Annotated in this window: 11 protein-coding genes; 2 read left to right on the top strand and 9 right to left on the bottom strand. The window is 63.9% G+C overall.

Annotation, left to right across the window (positions count from 1 at the left end; all coding sequences use genetic code 11):
- Positions 1-90 precede the first annotated feature (90 nt).
- Together ACFU5V_RS36075 and ACFU5V_RS36070 are read right to left on the bottom strand one after the other, a co-directional pair.
- Positions 91-5,058: a DEAD/DEAH box helicase gene (locus ACFU5V_RS36075; protein WP_378705347.1), complete on the bottom strand. Its 4,968-nt coding sequence runs from the start codon at positions 5,056-5,058 to the stop codon at positions 91-93.
- Between the two features lie 487 nt (positions 5,059-5,545).
- Positions 5,546-6,586, bottom strand: coding sequence for an HNH endonuclease domain-containing protein (locus ACFU5V_RS36070; protein WP_378705344.1), 1,041 nt, complete (start codon positions 6,584-6,586; stop codon positions 5,546-5,548).
- Between the two features lie 465 nt (positions 6,587-7,051).
- On the opposite strand from ACFU5V_RS36070, the gene ACFU5V_RS36065 reads away from it, so the two are divergent.
- Complete coding sequence (locus ACFU5V_RS36065) at positions 7,052-7,186, top strand: hypothetical protein (RefSeq protein ID WP_378705342.1); 135 nt, start codon at positions 7,052-7,054, stop codon at positions 7,184-7,186.
- A gap of 19 nt (positions 7,187-7,205) precedes the next feature.
- Here ACFU5V_RS36065 and ACFU5V_RS36060 read toward each other — a convergent pair whose 3' ends face one another.
- From ACFU5V_RS36060 to ACFU5V_RS36045, 4 genes are all read right to left on the bottom strand, one after another.
- Entirely contained in the window at positions 7,206-7,733 is a 528-nt protein-coding gene (locus tag ACFU5V_RS36060) for a GTP cyclohydrolase II (RefSeq protein WP_378705542.1), read from the bottom strand.
- Positions 7,734-7,748: 15 nt separating this feature from the next.
- A complete protein-coding gene (gene ribB, locus ACFU5V_RS36055) occupies positions 7,749-8,420 on the bottom strand; it encodes a 3,4-dihydroxy-2-butanone-4-phosphate synthase (protein WP_378705339.1) in 672 nt (223 codons plus the stop codon).
- A complete protein-coding gene (locus tag ACFU5V_RS36050) occupies positions 8,417-8,947 on the bottom strand; it encodes a flavin reductase family protein (RefSeq protein ID WP_378705336.1) in 531 nt (176 codons plus the stop codon). Before ACFU5V_RS36050 ends, ribB begins: the two co-directional genes overlap by 4 nt.
- 84 nt (positions 8,948-9,031) lie before the next feature.
- Positions 9,032-9,427: a nuclear transport factor 2 family protein gene (locus ACFU5V_RS36045; RefSeq protein WP_378705333.1), complete on the bottom strand. Its 396-nt coding sequence runs from the start codon at positions 9,425-9,427 to the stop codon at positions 9,032-9,034.
- A 324-nt stretch (positions 9,428-9,751) separates the two neighbouring features.
- Here ACFU5V_RS36045 and ACFU5V_RS36040 point away from each other — a divergent pair, with 324 nt between their 5' ends.
- A complete protein-coding gene (locus tag ACFU5V_RS36040; RefSeq protein ID WP_378705330.1) occupies positions 9,752-12,421 on the top strand; it encodes a LuxR C-terminal-related transcriptional regulator in 2,670 nt (889 codons plus the stop codon).
- A gap of 34 nt (positions 12,422-12,455) precedes the next feature.
- On the opposite strand, the gene ACFU5V_RS36035 is transcribed toward ACFU5V_RS36040, so the two are convergent.
- The 3 genes from ACFU5V_RS36035 to ACFU5V_RS36025 form a co-directional block, all read right to left on the bottom strand.
- Positions 12,456-13,292, bottom strand: coding sequence for a mycofactocin-coupled SDR family oxidoreductase (locus ACFU5V_RS36035; protein WP_378705327.1), 837 nt, complete (start codon positions 13,290-13,292; stop codon positions 12,456-12,458).
- A 34-nt stretch (positions 13,293-13,326) separates the two neighbouring features.
- On the bottom strand, positions 13,327-14,523 hold the full coding sequence (locus tag ACFU5V_RS36030) for an acyl-CoA dehydrogenase family protein (RefSeq protein ID WP_378705324.1): 1,197 nt from the start codon (positions 14,521-14,523) through the stop codon (positions 13,327-13,329).
- 352 nt (positions 14,524-14,875) lie between these two features.
- Complete coding sequence (locus ACFU5V_RS36025) at positions 14,876-16,975, bottom strand: DUF262 domain-containing protein (RefSeq protein ID WP_378705321.1); 2,100 nt, start codon at positions 16,973-16,975, stop codon at positions 14,876-14,878.
- Between the last annotated feature and the right edge of the window lie 129 nt (positions 16,976-17,104).

The following is a 17,104-nucleotide window of genomic DNA, read 5'->3' as shown; positions in this document are numbered from 1 at the left end:
TCCTCGGTCATCCTGCCACGCACCGACCTTGCGCGCGCGTCTGGAAGTCGGACAACGGGCGACCTGGGTGCGTCTCGACATGCGGGTTTGTCAGTCGCTGTCCATGGAATCGACGATCTTCATGGTCTCGATGCTGACGGTGGCCACACGCTGGATCAGTTCTACAATGTAGCGGGGGTTGTCGTGCTCGTCGCACCAGTCGTTGGGGTCGTTGATGATGCCCGACGGTTTGTCTGTCTTGACCTGGTAGCGGTCGATGATCCACGCCAATGCCGACCGAGACCCGACCATGTAACGTTCGGCGTCCTCCGGGATTCCGGTGATTGTCACCTTCGGGTTGTAGACGATGGTTGTACGGTCGTCGACGTTCTTCCCGGTCGCGGGGTCCTTCTTCTTGCCCCACTTCATCTTCGACACCCGCCATGTCTCGCGGTCGTCCGGGTCGGCTCCGGGCTTGAGTTGCACCCCGAGGTTGTATGGGGTGGCATTTTCGTAGTTCAGGTGCAGGTCGGACAGACGGCTACCTGCGGTAGCGAATTGTTGGAATTTCTCTCGCGTTTCGGGATCTGGGATGTGCGGCAGCATCTTCCTTAGATCGGCCGCGTACGTCTCTCGGTAGGAAGGGTTGTGGAGTAGGCCGTATACGTAATTGAAGATGTCGTCCGTGCTCACCTGGGTGCCGACCGCTTCGCGATAACAAGCGAGGATGCTGTCGGTGATGTTGTCTATCCTGCGGTAGCCGTACTCGTCGACGTTCCCAGTATCCTTGGATGCGAAGTCCAGTTCGCCATCCTGCGTCTCGAGCTCTTCATATGTCCAGCGGGGAAAGAACTGCCCTCCGCTGCCCGCTCCCGTGACATGCAGGTTAGGAATTCGATCCAGCATGATCACAGCAAAGGGAACATCCGATCCAGCCCCCACACAGTAGAAGCCCATATTCGCATGTCGCTCAGTCGGAAAGATCGCGGTGATCTTTGCTCGCCTCTCGTTGAGGCTGGGCGCCGTGTATGAGATCTGTGCGTTGAATGGGCGGTAAATGGAGTCGCTAACCAGGCGGGGTTCGAAGACGATGCGCAGGCCACGCAGGAGCCGCTGCTTCAACCCCGCCGACCACTTAATGGCTGCTGAGTCCGCCGCTGCGGGATTGCTCGCAAGGAACTCGGATACCGTGGCGTCGGAGGGCTTGTTGTCGCCACGACTGACGCAGAACGCCTTGAAGTCGTCGAGCGCACGGTTGTAGTTGTCGATCATTCTTTGAACATTGAGCACCACGCGTTCGCGGGAGTACCCATATACCCACGCGTCTCTGGCGGTGCTGATACCGAGTGAATAGGTCGTGAACACAGCTGTCGTCTTGGCCGTCGCATCTTTGTTGCCGATCGCAGGCCAGGTCTCGAACTCGTCGTCGCGCTGGTTGGCCCAGTCGCCGTGCTTATTGGGGATGATTGATTGCCAGTTGACGGTTGTCAGGTTGCTGTCGTCGATGATGCGGAGTTTGTCATCGCGGGGGAGGTAGTCCCCAATGTCTCGGTAGAGAATCTGGCACGGGCCGGTGTGGGCGGGGTTTTTGACGCCGATGAGGATGGCGACGGTGTTGCGGCTGCCGGAACCGAAAATCTTGCCGCCTTCTCTACGCGAGAGGTCGCCAGCGGTACGTTGGTTTCCGCGTAGGTTGTAAACATAGATGCGGGAGTATTCGTCGGCGAGCGACAGGCGGATGCCGTCGCCACTGTTGGATTCGATCCAGCCGCCGTTGGAGACGAACGCGACGATGCCACAGTCGCCGATGCGGTCAGTTGCCCAACGAAAGGCTCGCACGTATGAGTCGTATAGGTTGCGCTTCAGTCCGGCCTTCGAGCGATTGGCGAAGGTTTGTTCGATCCGCCTGTCGAGTGTGGGGTAGGAAATGTTGGCATTGTCGTCGTTTGCTGAGGACTGGCCGACCGAATACGGCGGGTTTCCTATGACGACATTGATGGGGGTGGCGTTCTGACGGACGATGCGGTCGTTGTTCTGTGGAAACATGACGGCATCGAGGCTGTCACCGTCCTCGGTGATTTGGAAGGTGTCGGCGAGGACGATGCCCTCGAAAGGACGATAGGCCTGTTCGCTTTCGCTTCCGAGTAGGGCGTGGTAGGTAGATTCGATGTTGACTGCGGCGATGTAGTACGCGAGCAGCATGATTTCGTTGGCGTGCAACTCATTGGAGTATTTGCGTGCGAGATCGCTAGGGGCGATCAGGCCCGATTGGAGCAGTCGGGTGATGAAGGTGCCGGTGCCGGTGAAGGGGTCGAGGACGTGGACGCCTTCGTCGGTGAGACCGCGTCCGAAGGCATCACGGGAGGCGCCGTCGGCGGCGCGGAGGATGAAGTCGACGATCTCGACGGGGGTGTAGACGATGCCGAGGGCATCGGCCTGCTTGCGGAACCCGATGCGGAAGAACCTCTCGTAGAGTTCCGCAATCACCTTCTGTTTGCCATCTGCGGTGGTAACCTCGGCGGCCCGCACCCGCACCGAGTCGTAGAAGCTGTCGAGTCTCGCGGTCTCCGCCTCGAGACCGGAGTCGCCGAGACGGTCGATCATCGTCTGCATCACTCGGGAGACAGGGTTGTGGGAGGCGAAGTCGTGTTCGGAAAACAGGGCGTCGAACACCGGTTTGGTGATCAGGTGCTGGCTAAGCATGCTGATCGCATCGTCGCTGGTGATGGAGTCGTTGAGGTTGTCTCGAAGACCTTGGAGGAACTGCTCGAACGCCGTGGCCACCTGGCGGGAGGCGCCGGCGAGGAGGGCGCGGATGCGGGTGATCTGGGCGGCGGCGATGTCGGCGACATCGGATGCCCAGTCTTCCCAGTAGGCGCGGGTGCCAACCTTGTCGACGATTTTCGCGACGATCGCTTCCTGCCACTCCGAGAGCGAGAACAGCGCCATTTGCTGGGCCATCTGCCCACCTTCGCCACTGGTGTCCGGTGCAGAATCGGTCGTTGTGTCGGTACCTTCTTTGCCAGTGCCGCTGACGGATTCGTTGCTGTCGCGGGTGGGGCCGATATGACCGCCCAGCAGCCGGTCGTTGCCCTTGCCGGTCTTGGTGTCGGCCTTCGCGTTCAGGGCGATGGAGTTGACCATTGCGTTGAATCGGTCGTCGTGGGCGCGCAGGGCGTTGAGGACCTGCCACACCACCTTGAAGCGGCGGTTGTCCGACAGCGCCTGTGCCGGTGAGACACCGGCCGGGACTGCGACAGGGAGGATGATGTAGCCGTAGTCCTTGTTGTCGGCCCTGCGCATCACCCGCCCGACGGACTGCACGACGTCGACCACCGAGTTGCGCGGGTTGAGGAACATCACCGCGTCCAGGGCGGGCACGTCCACGCCCTCGGACAGGCAGCGGGCGTTGGTGAGGATCCGGCATTCACCCTCGGGAACAGGTGCTTTGAGCCAGGCCAGTTCGGCGTTGCGCTGGAGTGCGTTGAAGGTGCCGTCAACGTGCCGCACCGCGCAGCTCAGGTCGAGGTTGGTACCGTCGACACGCTGGCCGTCGTTCTCAGTGTCTTCGAGCAGGTCCCGGTAAGCGTCGACCACGGCGGGGAACACCTCAGCGACCTGCTTGGAGGCGGCGATGTCCTTCGCGAACGCGACCGCCCGGCGCATCGGTGCCTCACCCGGTGCGAAGCCGGTGCCGTCAGGGGTGCGGCCAGCGCGTTTGGCGAGGCCGTTCCAGCAGCCGACGATCTTGGAGGCGTCGTCGAGGCGCAACTCGCTGAAATCGCCGGCGAGCTGAGTTTGCATCGGGGAGGCGATCAGCTCTTCGTCGACGGTCAGCACAATCACCTTGTAATCGGTGAGCAACCCGCGGGCGACCGCGTCGCCGAACGAGAGCCGGTGGAACTCCGGACCGTAGATAGTCTCGTCATCCATCGAGGTCAGTTCGGCGGAGTGCTCCTCGGCCTGATCTTTGACCTTGTCGTCGAAAAGTCGTGGGGTCGCGGTCATGTACAGCCGGCGGTCCGCGCGGAGGTAGTCGGCATCATGGACTCGGACGAAGTTCGACTCCTCCTCCCCGAACAGCTTTACGCCGGTGGTGCGGTGCGCTTCGTCGCAAATCACCAAGTCGAACCGGTCCACTCCGTCCTTCTGCGCTGCAGCGACCACCGGGAGGGACTGGTAGGTGGTGAACACGACCGTCAGGCCCTTGGCCCGCTTACGGTGCGCCATCTCGGCGGCGAGTTTGACCGGGTCGGTGGTGACCGGGATCGCGACATCGTGGATGCCCATGTCTTCGGCGGAGCGCGAGACCTTGGTGTCCGAGCACACCGCGAACGCCCGCAGGTCCAGTCGCGTCTGTGCGGTCCATTCCCGCAGCGTTTGCGACAGCAGCGAGATAGACGGGACCGCAAACAGGATCCGGGCACTCCCGCCGTTCTCCGTGGCGGTGCGTTCGGCGATCTTCAGCGCGGTGAAGGTCTTGCCGGTACCGCAGGCCATGATCAGTTTCCCGCGGTCGTCGCCGGCCTCGAACCCGGCGAAGACGGCGTGAATGGCGTCCTGCTGATGGGGTCGCGCGTCGTGCCGCTTCGCCTCGGCTAGATCGACATGGAGCTCGCCCTGCGGCCAGGCGATGTTCCAGTCGATCGGGGATTCGGCGATCTCGGCCAGCCCGATCCGCTGCACCGGCGTGGTCTGGTCCTCGAGCGCGTCCTCGGCGTTGCGGCCCCACCGGTCCGTGGTGGAGATGATCACCCGGTTGGTGAACGGCTTCTTCCCCGAGGCGGTGAAGAAGGAGTCAATGTCCGCCTTGGCGAGGGTGTGGGTCGGTTCGTAGAACTTGCACTGAATGGCAGTGAACTCGCCGGTGTCACGTTCGCGGGCCACCAGGTCTATGCCAGTGTCGGCTTTGCCGTCGCGGCCCGGCCAGTCGATCCACCGGCAGACGGCGTCGTACTGCTGCGACAGCATCGGGTCGAGCTCGAAGTAGCGGACCATCAACTGTTCGAACTTGGTGCCTCGCTCGGAGTTGGACGGCGCAGCGCGGAACGCCTCGATCACCTCATGAACCGATACCATGGTCACTCCCTTCGCTACCGCCAGCACACACGCAAAACCGTCGTGCCCAGGCGACTATCTTGCCTGGCGGGTGAACGCGATCAGTTGCCGGCCCTTTATAGGACTGCTACCGATCCGACCACATCCCGCAACGAGTGCAGCGCAGACGCGCCCATACTTGCTACCGGACGAATTCGCAGGTAGGGCCCGGCCATTATTCTCACGACTCCGGTCTCTTTCGTTCAATCGCCACTAGAATCCGGTCGAGCAGGAGTGGAATCGCCATACGGTCAGCCTGGTGATGGGACGTTTGGAGTGGTCCGAGGAGAATTCGGCGATCGCGTTTCGCCCAAGCGTGCGAGCGGCCGCGGTGATTCTCCACCCGCGCGCCCGGTTGTTGGTGAGCTGCCCGATATAGCGTCCACCCAGTGTCGGGCGGGCTCGCCGGCTCCGTGCCGCCGGCATCGGGTAGACGGTGCTGGACACGTTCGATCGGTTCCGGAGTAAGTCAGCCCGTGTACGGCTCGTAGTCGCGTACCCCACGCCAGAGAAGTGAGCCGACGGGCAAGGATGCGAACACGCCTTCGGCCGCGGATGAGGTCCGTCGATACAGCAGTGGGAGCCGCGTAGTGCGTGCAATCTCAGTGAGGTGTGGTCGCTCGAGTGCTCGGTCGACATGGGCGCGAACCGGGATGCTCGCCGACTTGTCGAGGTTGCATCGGCTGTCGGCCACGACCAGATTGGCGACACCGTCGATCGGGACCATCGACCACGCCACCACGTGATCGATATGGACCTCGCCTGCCATCCGCCTGTCGCAGTAGAAGCAGAGGTCGTTCTGGAGGTCACGCAATGGTTCCACTAGGGACCGCAGCGCTGTGCGATCCGTGCCGAACAAAAATCCGTCCAGGTCTTCCGCGTCGAGTTCAGCGCGGTTGAAGGCGACGACGTCATGGGTCCATGCGGTGCGGATGAAGGCGCGAAGTAGCGAGGAGGTGCGGCGCAGGCCCTCCGGTATGCCGGGCCGCAGTGTGATCGTGGCGATGCGGTCGACGTCGCCCACCGTCATCTTCTTGTGGAAACCTGATGCGTCGAAGAGAAAGTCGTCACGCGTGTCACGATCGCGCACGTGGGGGACCGTTTGCAGATGCGTGAGCGGTTGCTGCGCGACGGTAAGTCGCAGTGACCGGATGAGTCGTACGTAGTCTGGGTGCTCCGCTTCGCGTGCGGCCTCGGCGGTTCTCAAACTTTCGGCGGCAAGCTGGATGCGAACGTCGGCGATCCGGTCCGGTATCGATCGGCCGCTCTTGTTCTGAGACAGTCGGCCACGATCGTTGAAGACGCGAACCTGAGGCCAGTAGTACGCCACGATTCGATGCGTGATCTCGTCGACAGGCACCGTGAGACTGCCGTCCGGGGCGGCGGTGTTTTCCACGCAAATATCGACCAGCGCGAGCAACGTCGCCAACTTGTAGGTCGATTCACGACGCCCGGACTCGAGAAGCTGTACTACGCGACCGGCGACGTCGACGGGGTCGAGTTGTGTCACTCGCGCAACGTTACGTCAGCGATCGGAGTGATTGGATGGCGGCCGAATTCCACGAGGTTGTTCGTGTGCTCGAGAGACACGGTCAGACAACCGATACCGCGGCCGCGGTATCGGTGTTATCAAGTGAGCGGTGAACAAATTGCGATGAATTCGGGTCGCAGTGGGGGATGTCGGTTCGGTCGGCTAAGCCCCTTCGCTCGCCACACGTTCGGATTCACACCCACCTCGCCGAAGGAACGACTTCCATGACTAACCCCAGTACCCGTACGGCGACCAACCTCAACAGCCGTATGGGCAGCAGCCCTCGGCGCATCCCGGTCAGAACTTCGGGCAGGGGTCGGCGATGCAACAACCGGCGGCGTACGGCTACCACCCCGTGACGGGATTGCCGGGCTGCTCAGTATCTTCTTCGGGTACTTCGGTGCCTGGCGCTTCTACGCAGACCACACGGGGCTGGGGTTCGCGATGCTGATCGTGAACATCGTGCTCACGGTCGTCAGCCTGGGAATGTGGCTCTTCGTCGCGTGGATTTGGCCCGTCATCGACGGCATCGTCCTGGCAGGGGAACCGAAGGACAAGAAGGGACTTCTCCTGAGGTAGCCCGTTCCATCCGACGACCTCAGCGGGCGGCGGTCAGCGTCGTGCAGGTGAGGCTGTGGCCGAGTCGATCCCGCTTGGTCGCGAGGTAGTGAATGTTGTGGTCGTTCGGTGCAATTTCGAGGGGCGTCGTGCCGGCGATCGTGATGCCGGCCGCGGTGAGGCCGGCGGCTTTGGCGGGATTGTTGCTGAGCAGGTAGATGCGGTCGATACCGAGTTCGCGGAGGATGGCTGCGGCGTCGGTTTGGTCGCGGGCATCGATGGGCAGGCCCAGGTGCAGGTTCGCGTCGACGGTGTCGACGCCCAGCTGGTCCTGGAGTTGGTAGGCGGCGATCTTCGCAGCCAGTCCGATGCCGCGACCCTCGTGCCCGCGGAGGTGGAGAACGACGCCGGCGCCGGCGTGCGCGATCCTCTCCAGCGCGTCGGACACTTGGTCACCACAATCGCAGCGCCGCGAGCCCATGGTGTCGCCGGTGAGGCATTCACTGTGGACGCGGGTGAGGGCGGTGGATCCGGCCGGGTCGCCGAAGACCATGGCCAGGTGTTCGATTCCGTTGGCGGAGCGCTAGACGATGGCGGTGAAGGTGCCGTGGTCGGTGGGGACAGCAGCCTCGGCGCAGCGTTCGATCCTCAGGGTGTGGCGCCGGTAGTTCACGAGTTCTTCGATCGTGACGACGGGCAGGTTCTGACTTGCGGCGAAGGCGCGGACGTTTTCGCCGCGGAGCATGTCGCGTTTGTCTGCGGTGGTGACCGCGCAGATCAGCCCGACGGGGGACAGACCGGCGAGGGTGCACAGGTCGACGGCGGCTTCGGTGTGGCCGGGCCGGACGAGGACTCCACCGTCGCGGGCGCGCAGCGGGAGGACGTGGCCGGGCCGGGTGAGGTCGGTGGGCGCGGTCGACTGGTCGGCGAGCAGCCGGATGGTGCGGGCCCGGTCGGCGGCACTGATGCCGGTGGAGGTGCCGGTGGCGGCGTCGACGCTGACGGTGAACGCGGTGCCCAGCGGGTTCGGGGGATCCCCGACCATCAGGGGCAGACCGAGCGCGCGCGTTCGTTCGGCGGGCATCGCCACGCCGAAGAAGCCGGACGTGTGCCGGAGGAAGTACGCGGCGTCCTGGGTGGTGACGAACTGCGCGGCCATCACGAGATCGGCCTCGTTCTGACGATTTTCGTCGTCGAGGACGAGGATCGGTCTCCCGGCGCGCAGCTGCTCGAGGCACTGTTCGACGGTGTTCATGCGGGGCTCGCGGGTGTGAGCTGGTGGAAGGTGGAGGTGTAGAACAGCAGCGGGTCGGGGGTGTCGGTGGCGCCGAGTTCGACGACGCGGCCGACGACGAGGTCGTGGTCGCCGACGGGTTGGACGAGGTCGATGTGGCAGTCGATCCACGCGTGCGCGCCGGCGAGGCGGGGAGAACCGGTGGTGGCGGGGGTCCAGTCGATTCCGCGGAACTTGTCAGTGCCGCTGCGGGCGAAGGCGCGGCCGAGTTCGTGCTGGTCGGCGGCGAGGATGTTGGCGCAGAAGCGCCCGGAGGCGGCAACCTTGGGGAAGGTGGTCGAGCCCCGGCCGACGAAGAATGCGACGAGGGCGGGGTCGAGCGAGACGGAGCTGAAGGAGCCGACGGTCAGTCCGATGGGGTTGCCGGTGTCGCCCCGTGCGGTGACGGCGACGACGCCGGTGCAGAACTTCCCGAGCACGGTGCGGTAGGCGACCGCGATGTCTTCGGGGGTGGTGGCGGTGATGTGCGGTTCGGTGGTGGTTCGCATCGGTACCTACTTCAGGTGGTCGAAGTGAAGGGTGTGGGGGAGAGCTGCCAGCCGCCGCGCTGCCACGGCGGCTGGAACGCAGAGCTACACCGAGAGCCCAGTCTTGGCCCAGAACTCCTCGAACGTCGCCGAGCACATGTCGGTGCCGCGGGTGACCTTGCCGTCCTCGAAGCGGTGCGTCATCACGATTGTGGTGTCGAGTTCGAGGTCCCCGAGGCGGCGGTACGCCCGGACGTTGGCGGTCACCAGGTCGTCACCGACGACGTCGACGGAGACGACCTCGTTGCGGGATTCGTCGAGCTTGGCCAGGACGCCGAAGGCCTCGAGGAACTCGGCCTTGGTGTAGAGGCGGAGGGTTCCTTCGAGCGTGAAACCGGCCCACGTCATCTCGTCCGAGTACAGCTCCACGAGCGGAACCGGGTTCCCCTCGTCTGCGGCGGCGAAAGCTGCCTTCAGGGCGGCGGCATTGCTGTTGGTCATGCGGACTCCATCGTCGCTTCGGATATGTCGGCACCACGTGTCGTTCCTGTGGTGTGCATCACCCTGCCCGTGCGGGGAGCGCGGCGGAACCGTCCAGCTACGTGGTTCGCTACGGTCACACCAATCCGAAACCGGTGCTCCGAATTTGTGCAGGTAAACGCTACTTTCTCGGCCCGAATCCGGGTGCGAGTGCGTACGGCGCACGGTCGCTATGACACATCTTGACCCCCGAAAGTTGACAGGAGGTGCGACCAGCGACCAAGGTGATCCAGATCTCAATCACCGGGAGGTCGACCGACCGGTTACGAGTCCAGAAGGGGCCTTGTGAACGCTGACGAGTGGGATGAGATTCGCCGACTCCACCGGCAAGGATCCCCCATCAAGCACATCGCGGTGCAGCTCGGAATGTCGCGCAACACGGTGCGCCGCGCGCTGGCTCTCGACCACCCTCCCACCGACCACCGCAGCCGGCGCGGCTCCGTCGCCGACCCCGTCGATTCGGCCATCCGGGAGCTGATCGCCGACGACCCCGGCATCGCGATCGCGGAGATCGCGCGCCGGATCCAATGGACCAAGTCGAGGACCACGCTTGCCCGCAGGGTCACGAGCATCCGAGAGGAACGGTCGACCGGCGAACCCCACGACGGCCCTGCCGACACGGTGCCCGCGGCTCCGTCAGTCCCGGTTTACGGATCGAGTTTCGTGGGCCGTCGCACCGAACTGCTCGAACTGCGAAAACTGCTCGGTGACCACCGGCTCGTGACCATCACCGGCCCGGGCGGAATGGGCAAGACGCGCTTCGCGATCCATGCCGCCGGTGAGTACCGCCGCGCGTTTCCGGACGGTGTGCGCGTGATCGAACTCGCCGCGCTGCGCAGCCCCGAACTCCTGACCCAGACCGTCGTGGACGGGCTCGCCCTTGCCAACCGCGACATGCATGCCAGTCCGACGGAGAACACCATCATCGAGTATCTCCGGACGCGGCGGATGCTCCTGATCCTCGACAACTGCGAGCACCTCCTGGACGAATGCGCGCAACTGGTGTCGGTGCTGCTGCGCTCCACGACGGAACTGCGCATCATCACCACCAGCCGCGAGATACTGTCGGTTCCGGACGAATTCGTCTTCCCGCTCGCCCCGCTGCCCACGGTCAACGGAACGGCATCGGCCTCGCCGGCCCGCGGCACGGGAAGCGCGGTGGAGCTGTTCGTGAACCGCGCCGCCGCCGTGCTGTCGAAATTCGAGCTGACCGAGGACAACCGCGACGCGGTGATGCGCGTCTGCGACCGCCTCGACGGCCTTCCTCTCGCCATCGAATTGGCCTGCGCGCGACTACCGGTGCTGTCGGTGTACGAACTGGCGGATCGACTCGATCACCGGCTCAATCTCCTCACCACCGGCAACCGCACCGGGCCGCAGCGGCATCGCAGCCTCCAGGCGACGATGGACTGGAGCTACGAACTCTGCACCCGCGAACAACAACTCCTCTGGTCCCGCGCCTCGGTGTTCGCGGGCGGATTCGACCTCGGCATGGCCGAAGAGGTGTGCAGCGACGACGACGTCCCGGCAGACACCGTGCTCGACGGCATCTCGGCGCTGGTCGGCAAATCGATCCTGCACCGCGAAGAAGGCGGCACCCACGTGCGGTTCCGGATGCTCGAGTCGATCCGCGAATACGGGAACAGTAAGCTGACCGCCTCGGAGATGGACACCCTGACACTGCGGCACCTGCGCTGGTGTACGCGGTTGGTGACCACGACGGCCGACAATTGGTTCAGTGCCGACCAACGCGCCGGAAGCGAGAAACTGCGCCGCAACCATGCCAATATCCGGTCGGCGCTGCACGCGGCACTGCTGGATTCGTCCGACGACGACGAAGTGCGGATGGCCGCGGACATGGTCTCGCGCGCCTGGTTCCTCTGGTCGTGCGGATGCTCGGTGCGCGAACACCGGATGTGGCTGAACCGCATCCTCGAACGGGAGACGGCGCCGACGGCCACCAGGGGGCGGATGCTCGTCAACCTCGGCCTCGTCCAGACCCTGCAGGGTGACCGCGAGTCCGCCGACTCGGCGCTGACCGAGGCCTCCGCCGTCAACCTGACCGCGGACGACGCCATCACCGGCGCGTTCACCGCGGACGTCATGGGGCTGAAGGCCTTCTTCGCCGGCGATTTCGACGAGGCGGAACGTCGGCTCACGGCGGCGCTGAAGATGTACGAGGGAATCCCGGACCGTGAGGATCTCGCCCACACGCTGCGCGTCCACCTCGGGATGCTCTACTGCTTCACCGACGAGACGGCACGTGCCACCGACCTCTTCGGGATGGTGAACGAGCGTGCCATCGCGGTCGGGGAGTCGTGGCTGCGTTCCTACGCCGTTTACGGGCTCGGGTTGGTCGCATTGATGAACGAGGAGTTCGAGGACGCACTCCGGCTCGGCTCCGAAAGCCTGCGCCTGCGGCGTGACTTCGACGACGTCGTCGGAACCACCCTGGTCACCGACCTTCTGGGATGGGCCGAAGCCGAGGCGGGTTCGGCGGAACGGTCGGCAGTACTCCTCGGCGCCGCCTCCTCGATGTGGGAGTCGTTCGGCATGCAGCTGTACGGTTCGAGCCACTGGGTCGAGCAACGCGCACGCTTCGAGAAAAAAGCGCGAAAGGTTCTGGGAGACTATCAGTTCGAGAAGTGCCACACCGGCGGGGCAGCGATGTCGGTCTCCGAGATCACCGGATTCGTCCTGGGGGAGTCGGTACAGTCCGGGGACCCGGCTCCCGCGGGTGGCACGCGCCCGGAGGACGTTCTCTCCCCGAGGGAGCAGGAGGTGGCGGCGCACGTCGCCGCGGGCATGACCAACAAGGAGATCGCTGCCAAACTGGTTCTGTCGCCGCGCACGGTGGAAGGGCACGTCGAGCACATTCTGGAAAAGCTGGGGATGAGCAGGCGTCACGAGATCGCTGCAGCGTTCGCGCATGCGGGGCGGGGCACGCCGGGGTAGTTCCGCGTGCCCCGCACTCGCAGGGATGTGCTGGTCAGACCTTGTTGAGGGCACCCGCGTCGACGGGCATCGCGATGCCGGTGACGTAGCGTGCCGCATCCGACGCCAGCCACACCACGGCGTTGCTGACATCCACGGGCTCGATCCACGGAGTCGGCAGCACGTTCATCGCCGTTTCACACGCCTCACGGAAGTCCTCGTGCGTCGGTGTCTCCAGGTCCGGGCGGAACAGGCGGTACATGTCCTCGTTGTCGATCATGTCCGTCAGCACCGACGTGGGATGGATCGAGTTGCATCGAATCCGATGGGCGCCCAGCTCATTGGCCGCGGTCCGCGCGAGTCCGGTGACCCCGTGCTTCGCGGCGACGTAATGCGCGAAGTTCGGGAAGCCCTGCAAACCGCCGGTGGAGCTGATCAGGACGATCGACCCGCCCTCGCCCTGCTCGATCAGGAAGGGAACGGTCGCCCGCATGGTCTTCCACACGCCCGACAGGTTGATGTCGACCATTTCGTCCCACTGCTCTTCGGTGAGCTCGTGCAGCGGAGCGGACGAGAAGATGCCGGCGTTCGCGACCACGGTGTCGAGCCGTCCGAGCTTCGAGACGCCCTCGGCGACCACATCCTGGAGCTGACCGAGCGACCGCACGTCGGCGACCGCGACATGGGCACGCTGCCCGAACTTCTCGATGTGCCGGGCCGTTTCCTGAAGCTCGTCCTCCGTCGCACCGCGGTACTTCGTCGTGGCCGGCTTTGCGCAGATGTCGACGATGATGACGTCGGCGCCCTCTTCCGCGAGCCGGATGGCATGCGAGCGCCCCTGCCCGCGTGCGGCTCCCGTGACCAGCGCGACCTTGCCTTCAAGCTGTCCCATCAGGGGTCCTTCCGTTGTAGATGAACTGGGGTCTTCAGACGGCGTATGCGCGCATGATCGGTGTGGCGGCGTCCACGAGGGTGATCTGATCGACCAGCATGTGCTGCGTCGCGACGGCGGCGTCGCGCACGCACCGTCCGAGCGCGCTGGGGTTACGGATCGACTGGCTGCCCGCCCAGCGGTGCGCGAAGCCGACGATCTCACCGGCCACCTCCTGCGACCAGGTGATGACCTGACGCAACCGGGCGCGCTGCTCCTCGGTGATCTCCGCACCGGCACGCGCACTGGCCTCGGCGTCCTCGTGGGCGGCGTACACGTACAGGCGGGTCGCCTGGTAGAGAGCCTCGTATTTGCTGAATTCGCGGCGGAACAGTTCCGACTCGCCGACCACCGTGGCGTAGCCGGGACGCGCCTTGTTCGCGACGATCCGGACGATCTCCTCGAGCGCCCGCCTCGCCAGCCCGAGTGCCACCGGAGCGTGCCCACCGACGCCGATACCGAGCAGTCCCAGGCGGTACACGGGCTCGGAGCGGACGGGGGTGGTCGAGAACGTCTCCATCGTGAACTTGTCGGGGATGAAGCGGTCCTGGACGGCGTAGTCGTAGCTGCCGGTGCCGACCAGCCCCATCACGTTCCAGTTGCCGAGGAACTCGACGTCGGCCCGCGGGAGGAAGCCGACGCGGCAGTCGGGGGTACCGGCCTCGTCCACGATGGGGTTCCCGTTGTCGTCGTGGACGACGAATCCCGCGCCGATCCATGTGGCGTGCGCCGATCCGCTCGCGAACTGGTAGCGGCCGGTGACGCGGTAGCCGCCCTCGACGCGGACGGCCTTGCCGGTGGGCATGATCATGCCTGCGGTGATTCCCCGGTCCGGACCGCCGAACATCTCGCGGGCGCCCTCGTCGTTCATGAATCCGGCGGCGATGCCGGTGCTGAAGGAGTTGGCCATCAGTGCCCAGCCCGTCGACGCGTCGGCCCGGGAGATCTCCTCGATCACCTCGAGTGCCTGCACGATGCCCAGTCCACCGCCACCGAACTCCGTCGGGACGAGGGTCCAGAACAACTCCGCCTCGGCGAGGGCCTCGTATACCGGCCGGGTGATCGTCGCGTCACGCTCGATCGCATCCGCCTCCTGCTCGACGACGCGAGCGACGGCCTTCGCCCGGGCGAGATAGTCGACAGGCTCTGAACCGGCGAGAACGGACACGGCTCGATCAACGGTTTGCGTCATGGAAATGACCTTCCTGGTATGCAACTCGGCTCGTCGTCACCGCGCTCTTCGGTGGGACGAGATCGCGGTATGACCTGAATCACAATGGTCTGTTCGCGCGCTGCACACAGGCGGGTGGCCACGTGGTCCGCTACGTGGTCACCCGGTCGGGTAATGCGGCGAGCGTGAAGCTCGCCCTCTCACCCTGGCGAGTTGGGGCCAATGCGGTCGACAGACCCGCCGCCGATGGATTCGCTGAAGGCCGGGTCGCCGGGTCGTCGGCGTGGGGGCGGGAGCTGTCGTGCGAAGACGGCCAGATGCTTCAGGCTGGATAAGCGAACCGATGGGCATCTCTTCCCGCCGCGCCGAACCGCTACTCGCCTCCCATCTGATATTCATAGGCCTGCCGCACCAATCCCATGACATAGGCGAAATCGGACTGTTCGTTCAGCTCGACTTCCGTGGGCCCATTGCCCCAGTGGCCTTTGCCGCTCACGTCGTAGGCGAGTTCCCGCTCGTCGTGGAGTGTTTCGAGCGGGATGTTCAGGCTTAGGCGGAGTCGGACCTTCTGGGGGATGACGTCGAGAAAGTTCGTTTCGGCCTTGAAGGCGACGTAGAGCTTGAGGAAGTGTTGGGTGATCGCCGGATCAAGTGCCAGCGTCTCGTTGCTGAGGTGTTCGAACAGTTCGCGTCTGGCGGGCCTGAGGAGATTCGGGTGGTCTTCGATGGTGAATCCGGATTCTGTGCGCGATTGACGAAGTTCGGAGATAACGTCGTCGGGCAGTTCTGGGCGAGTCCAGATCTTGAGGGCTTCTTGGGCGAGTCGTTCGGCACGGGTCTCGATCTCCGTGTCGTTCCATGTATCGAGCTGTCCGAGGCCCTTGTTGAGGCGCAGAGGGCTGTCTTTGAAGCCTCCGTCCATGTCGCGCTTCTTCGCGAACGGATGGTCGGAGTATTCGGAGTTGTATCCCGTGAGGGTGAGGTTGCCGAGGGTGTGGAGATACCTTTGCTGTATCTCCTGCCAGTCCTCGCCGAGAGCTGCTTTCCAGTCATTCGAGAGGTTCTCGTTCTGCGGGAGGATGTGTTCGATCGTGTAGTCCTCGATGGTCACGTGTTCTTTGCGGCCATGGTTCTCGAGTACGCGGAGGAAGTAGGAGCGACGTCGAAAGTTGTACAGATCGGTGGTCAGGAGTGCTGAGCGGAATTCTGCGTCGGATGGGAATGCTCGGTAACTCTTCATGCTCAGAAAGTGGGCTTTGACGCTGTCGAGGTACTGGCCCTTGCGCACGGCGTCGCTGAACCCAGCGAATGTCTTGTTGAGGGAGTTGGTGGGTGTGCGGCAGACTGCGCGCCGGAAGATGTAGGACGTGACCATTTGTACGATCTCGAGGAGTTCGTCGCGCGAGATTGTTCCCAGTTCGTAGTCGGTGTATGCCTCGAGGAGGAACGGGTAGACAACATCGGCTTTGATCTGGTCAAGGTCTTTGAAGGCTTGGCGGAGTTTGTGGTCGATCTCCTTACCCAATGCGATCGCGCAGTAGCGTCGGGCGTACTGCGCGAGTTCAACTACGAGCGTTTGGATGGTCTCATCACCCGCGGTGAAGTCGGCCGCGTGGTCCTTGAACGCATCGTAGATATCGCCCAGTCGAGGTAGGTCGCCGGTCTTGATGGTCAGGTAGTGACGGGCGAACTGGTCGAACTGGCTCTCGTCTGAGCCCGCGAAGTCGAGTTCCATCGGGCGCCAGTAGGCGGTGTAGAGCTTCTCCTGTTGCTTGGGCGATAGATCCATCAGTACGTAGTTTCGGATGAGGTCGGCCTGCGAGAGCTTCTTGCCGGTTGAGTTCATTGCTTCGAAAACCAGTTGCGGGTTGTCCACGTTTCTCGTGAGGGTCACGTCGACGACGACGAGTTTGTCGAGGCCTTGGCACACGATGGCAAGGTCCAACTGTGGATCCGCAAGCTGTGTCCGGAAGAAATTGAAGTTGTCGACGACCCGGGTGGAGGCATTCGTCTTCGGCTCGACGCCCTGGAGGATCGAGATGAGAGCGTCCTTATCGCCCTGCGAGAGGATGAGCTTGTACTGCCGATCTCCATCCTCGTCCTCATCCAAGAGATAGCGGCTACGAATTTTTTTCGGGGAGAACCCATTCCAGGGCTCTCGCTGATCCTCGGGGAGCCCTCCCAGTCGCTCTGCAAGGGCGGCGAGAAGCAAAATGACCGTCGTGACTCGCTGCTGCCCGTCGATGATGAGGTCGGGCTCGGACGAGGTGTTTGTGGACTGGTCTTTCGCGACGTAGACAATCGAGCCGGTGAAATGTGCGCCCAACTTGTCGTTTTTGCCAGCCCTGAGGATGTCCGACCAGAGCTGGGCGCACTCAGATTCCTGCCACGAGTAGACCCGCTGATAGATCGGGACGACGAATTGGCTGCTCTTCTTGAGCAGCGTCAGCAGATGCGAGTCAACGGCCTTCACGACATTCCCCTCAGCTATGGACAGTGATCTGAGACTAGTGTGCCGGTCCGGAAATCTTCGCCATATATTTGGTGAGGGAGTCGAGGATCTCCTCCGCGGTCTTGCGCCAGACGAAGGGTTTGGGGTCTT

Origin of the sequence: Rhodococcus sp. NPDC057529 (genome assembly GCF_042802055.1) — a bacterium.
Lineage (GTDB): Bacteria > Actinomycetota > Actinomycetes > Mycobacteriales > Mycobacteriaceae > Rhodococcus_F.
The sequence above is the reverse complement of the archived record's forward strand: the minus strand, read 5'-3'. Positions and strand labels throughout refer to the sequence as shown.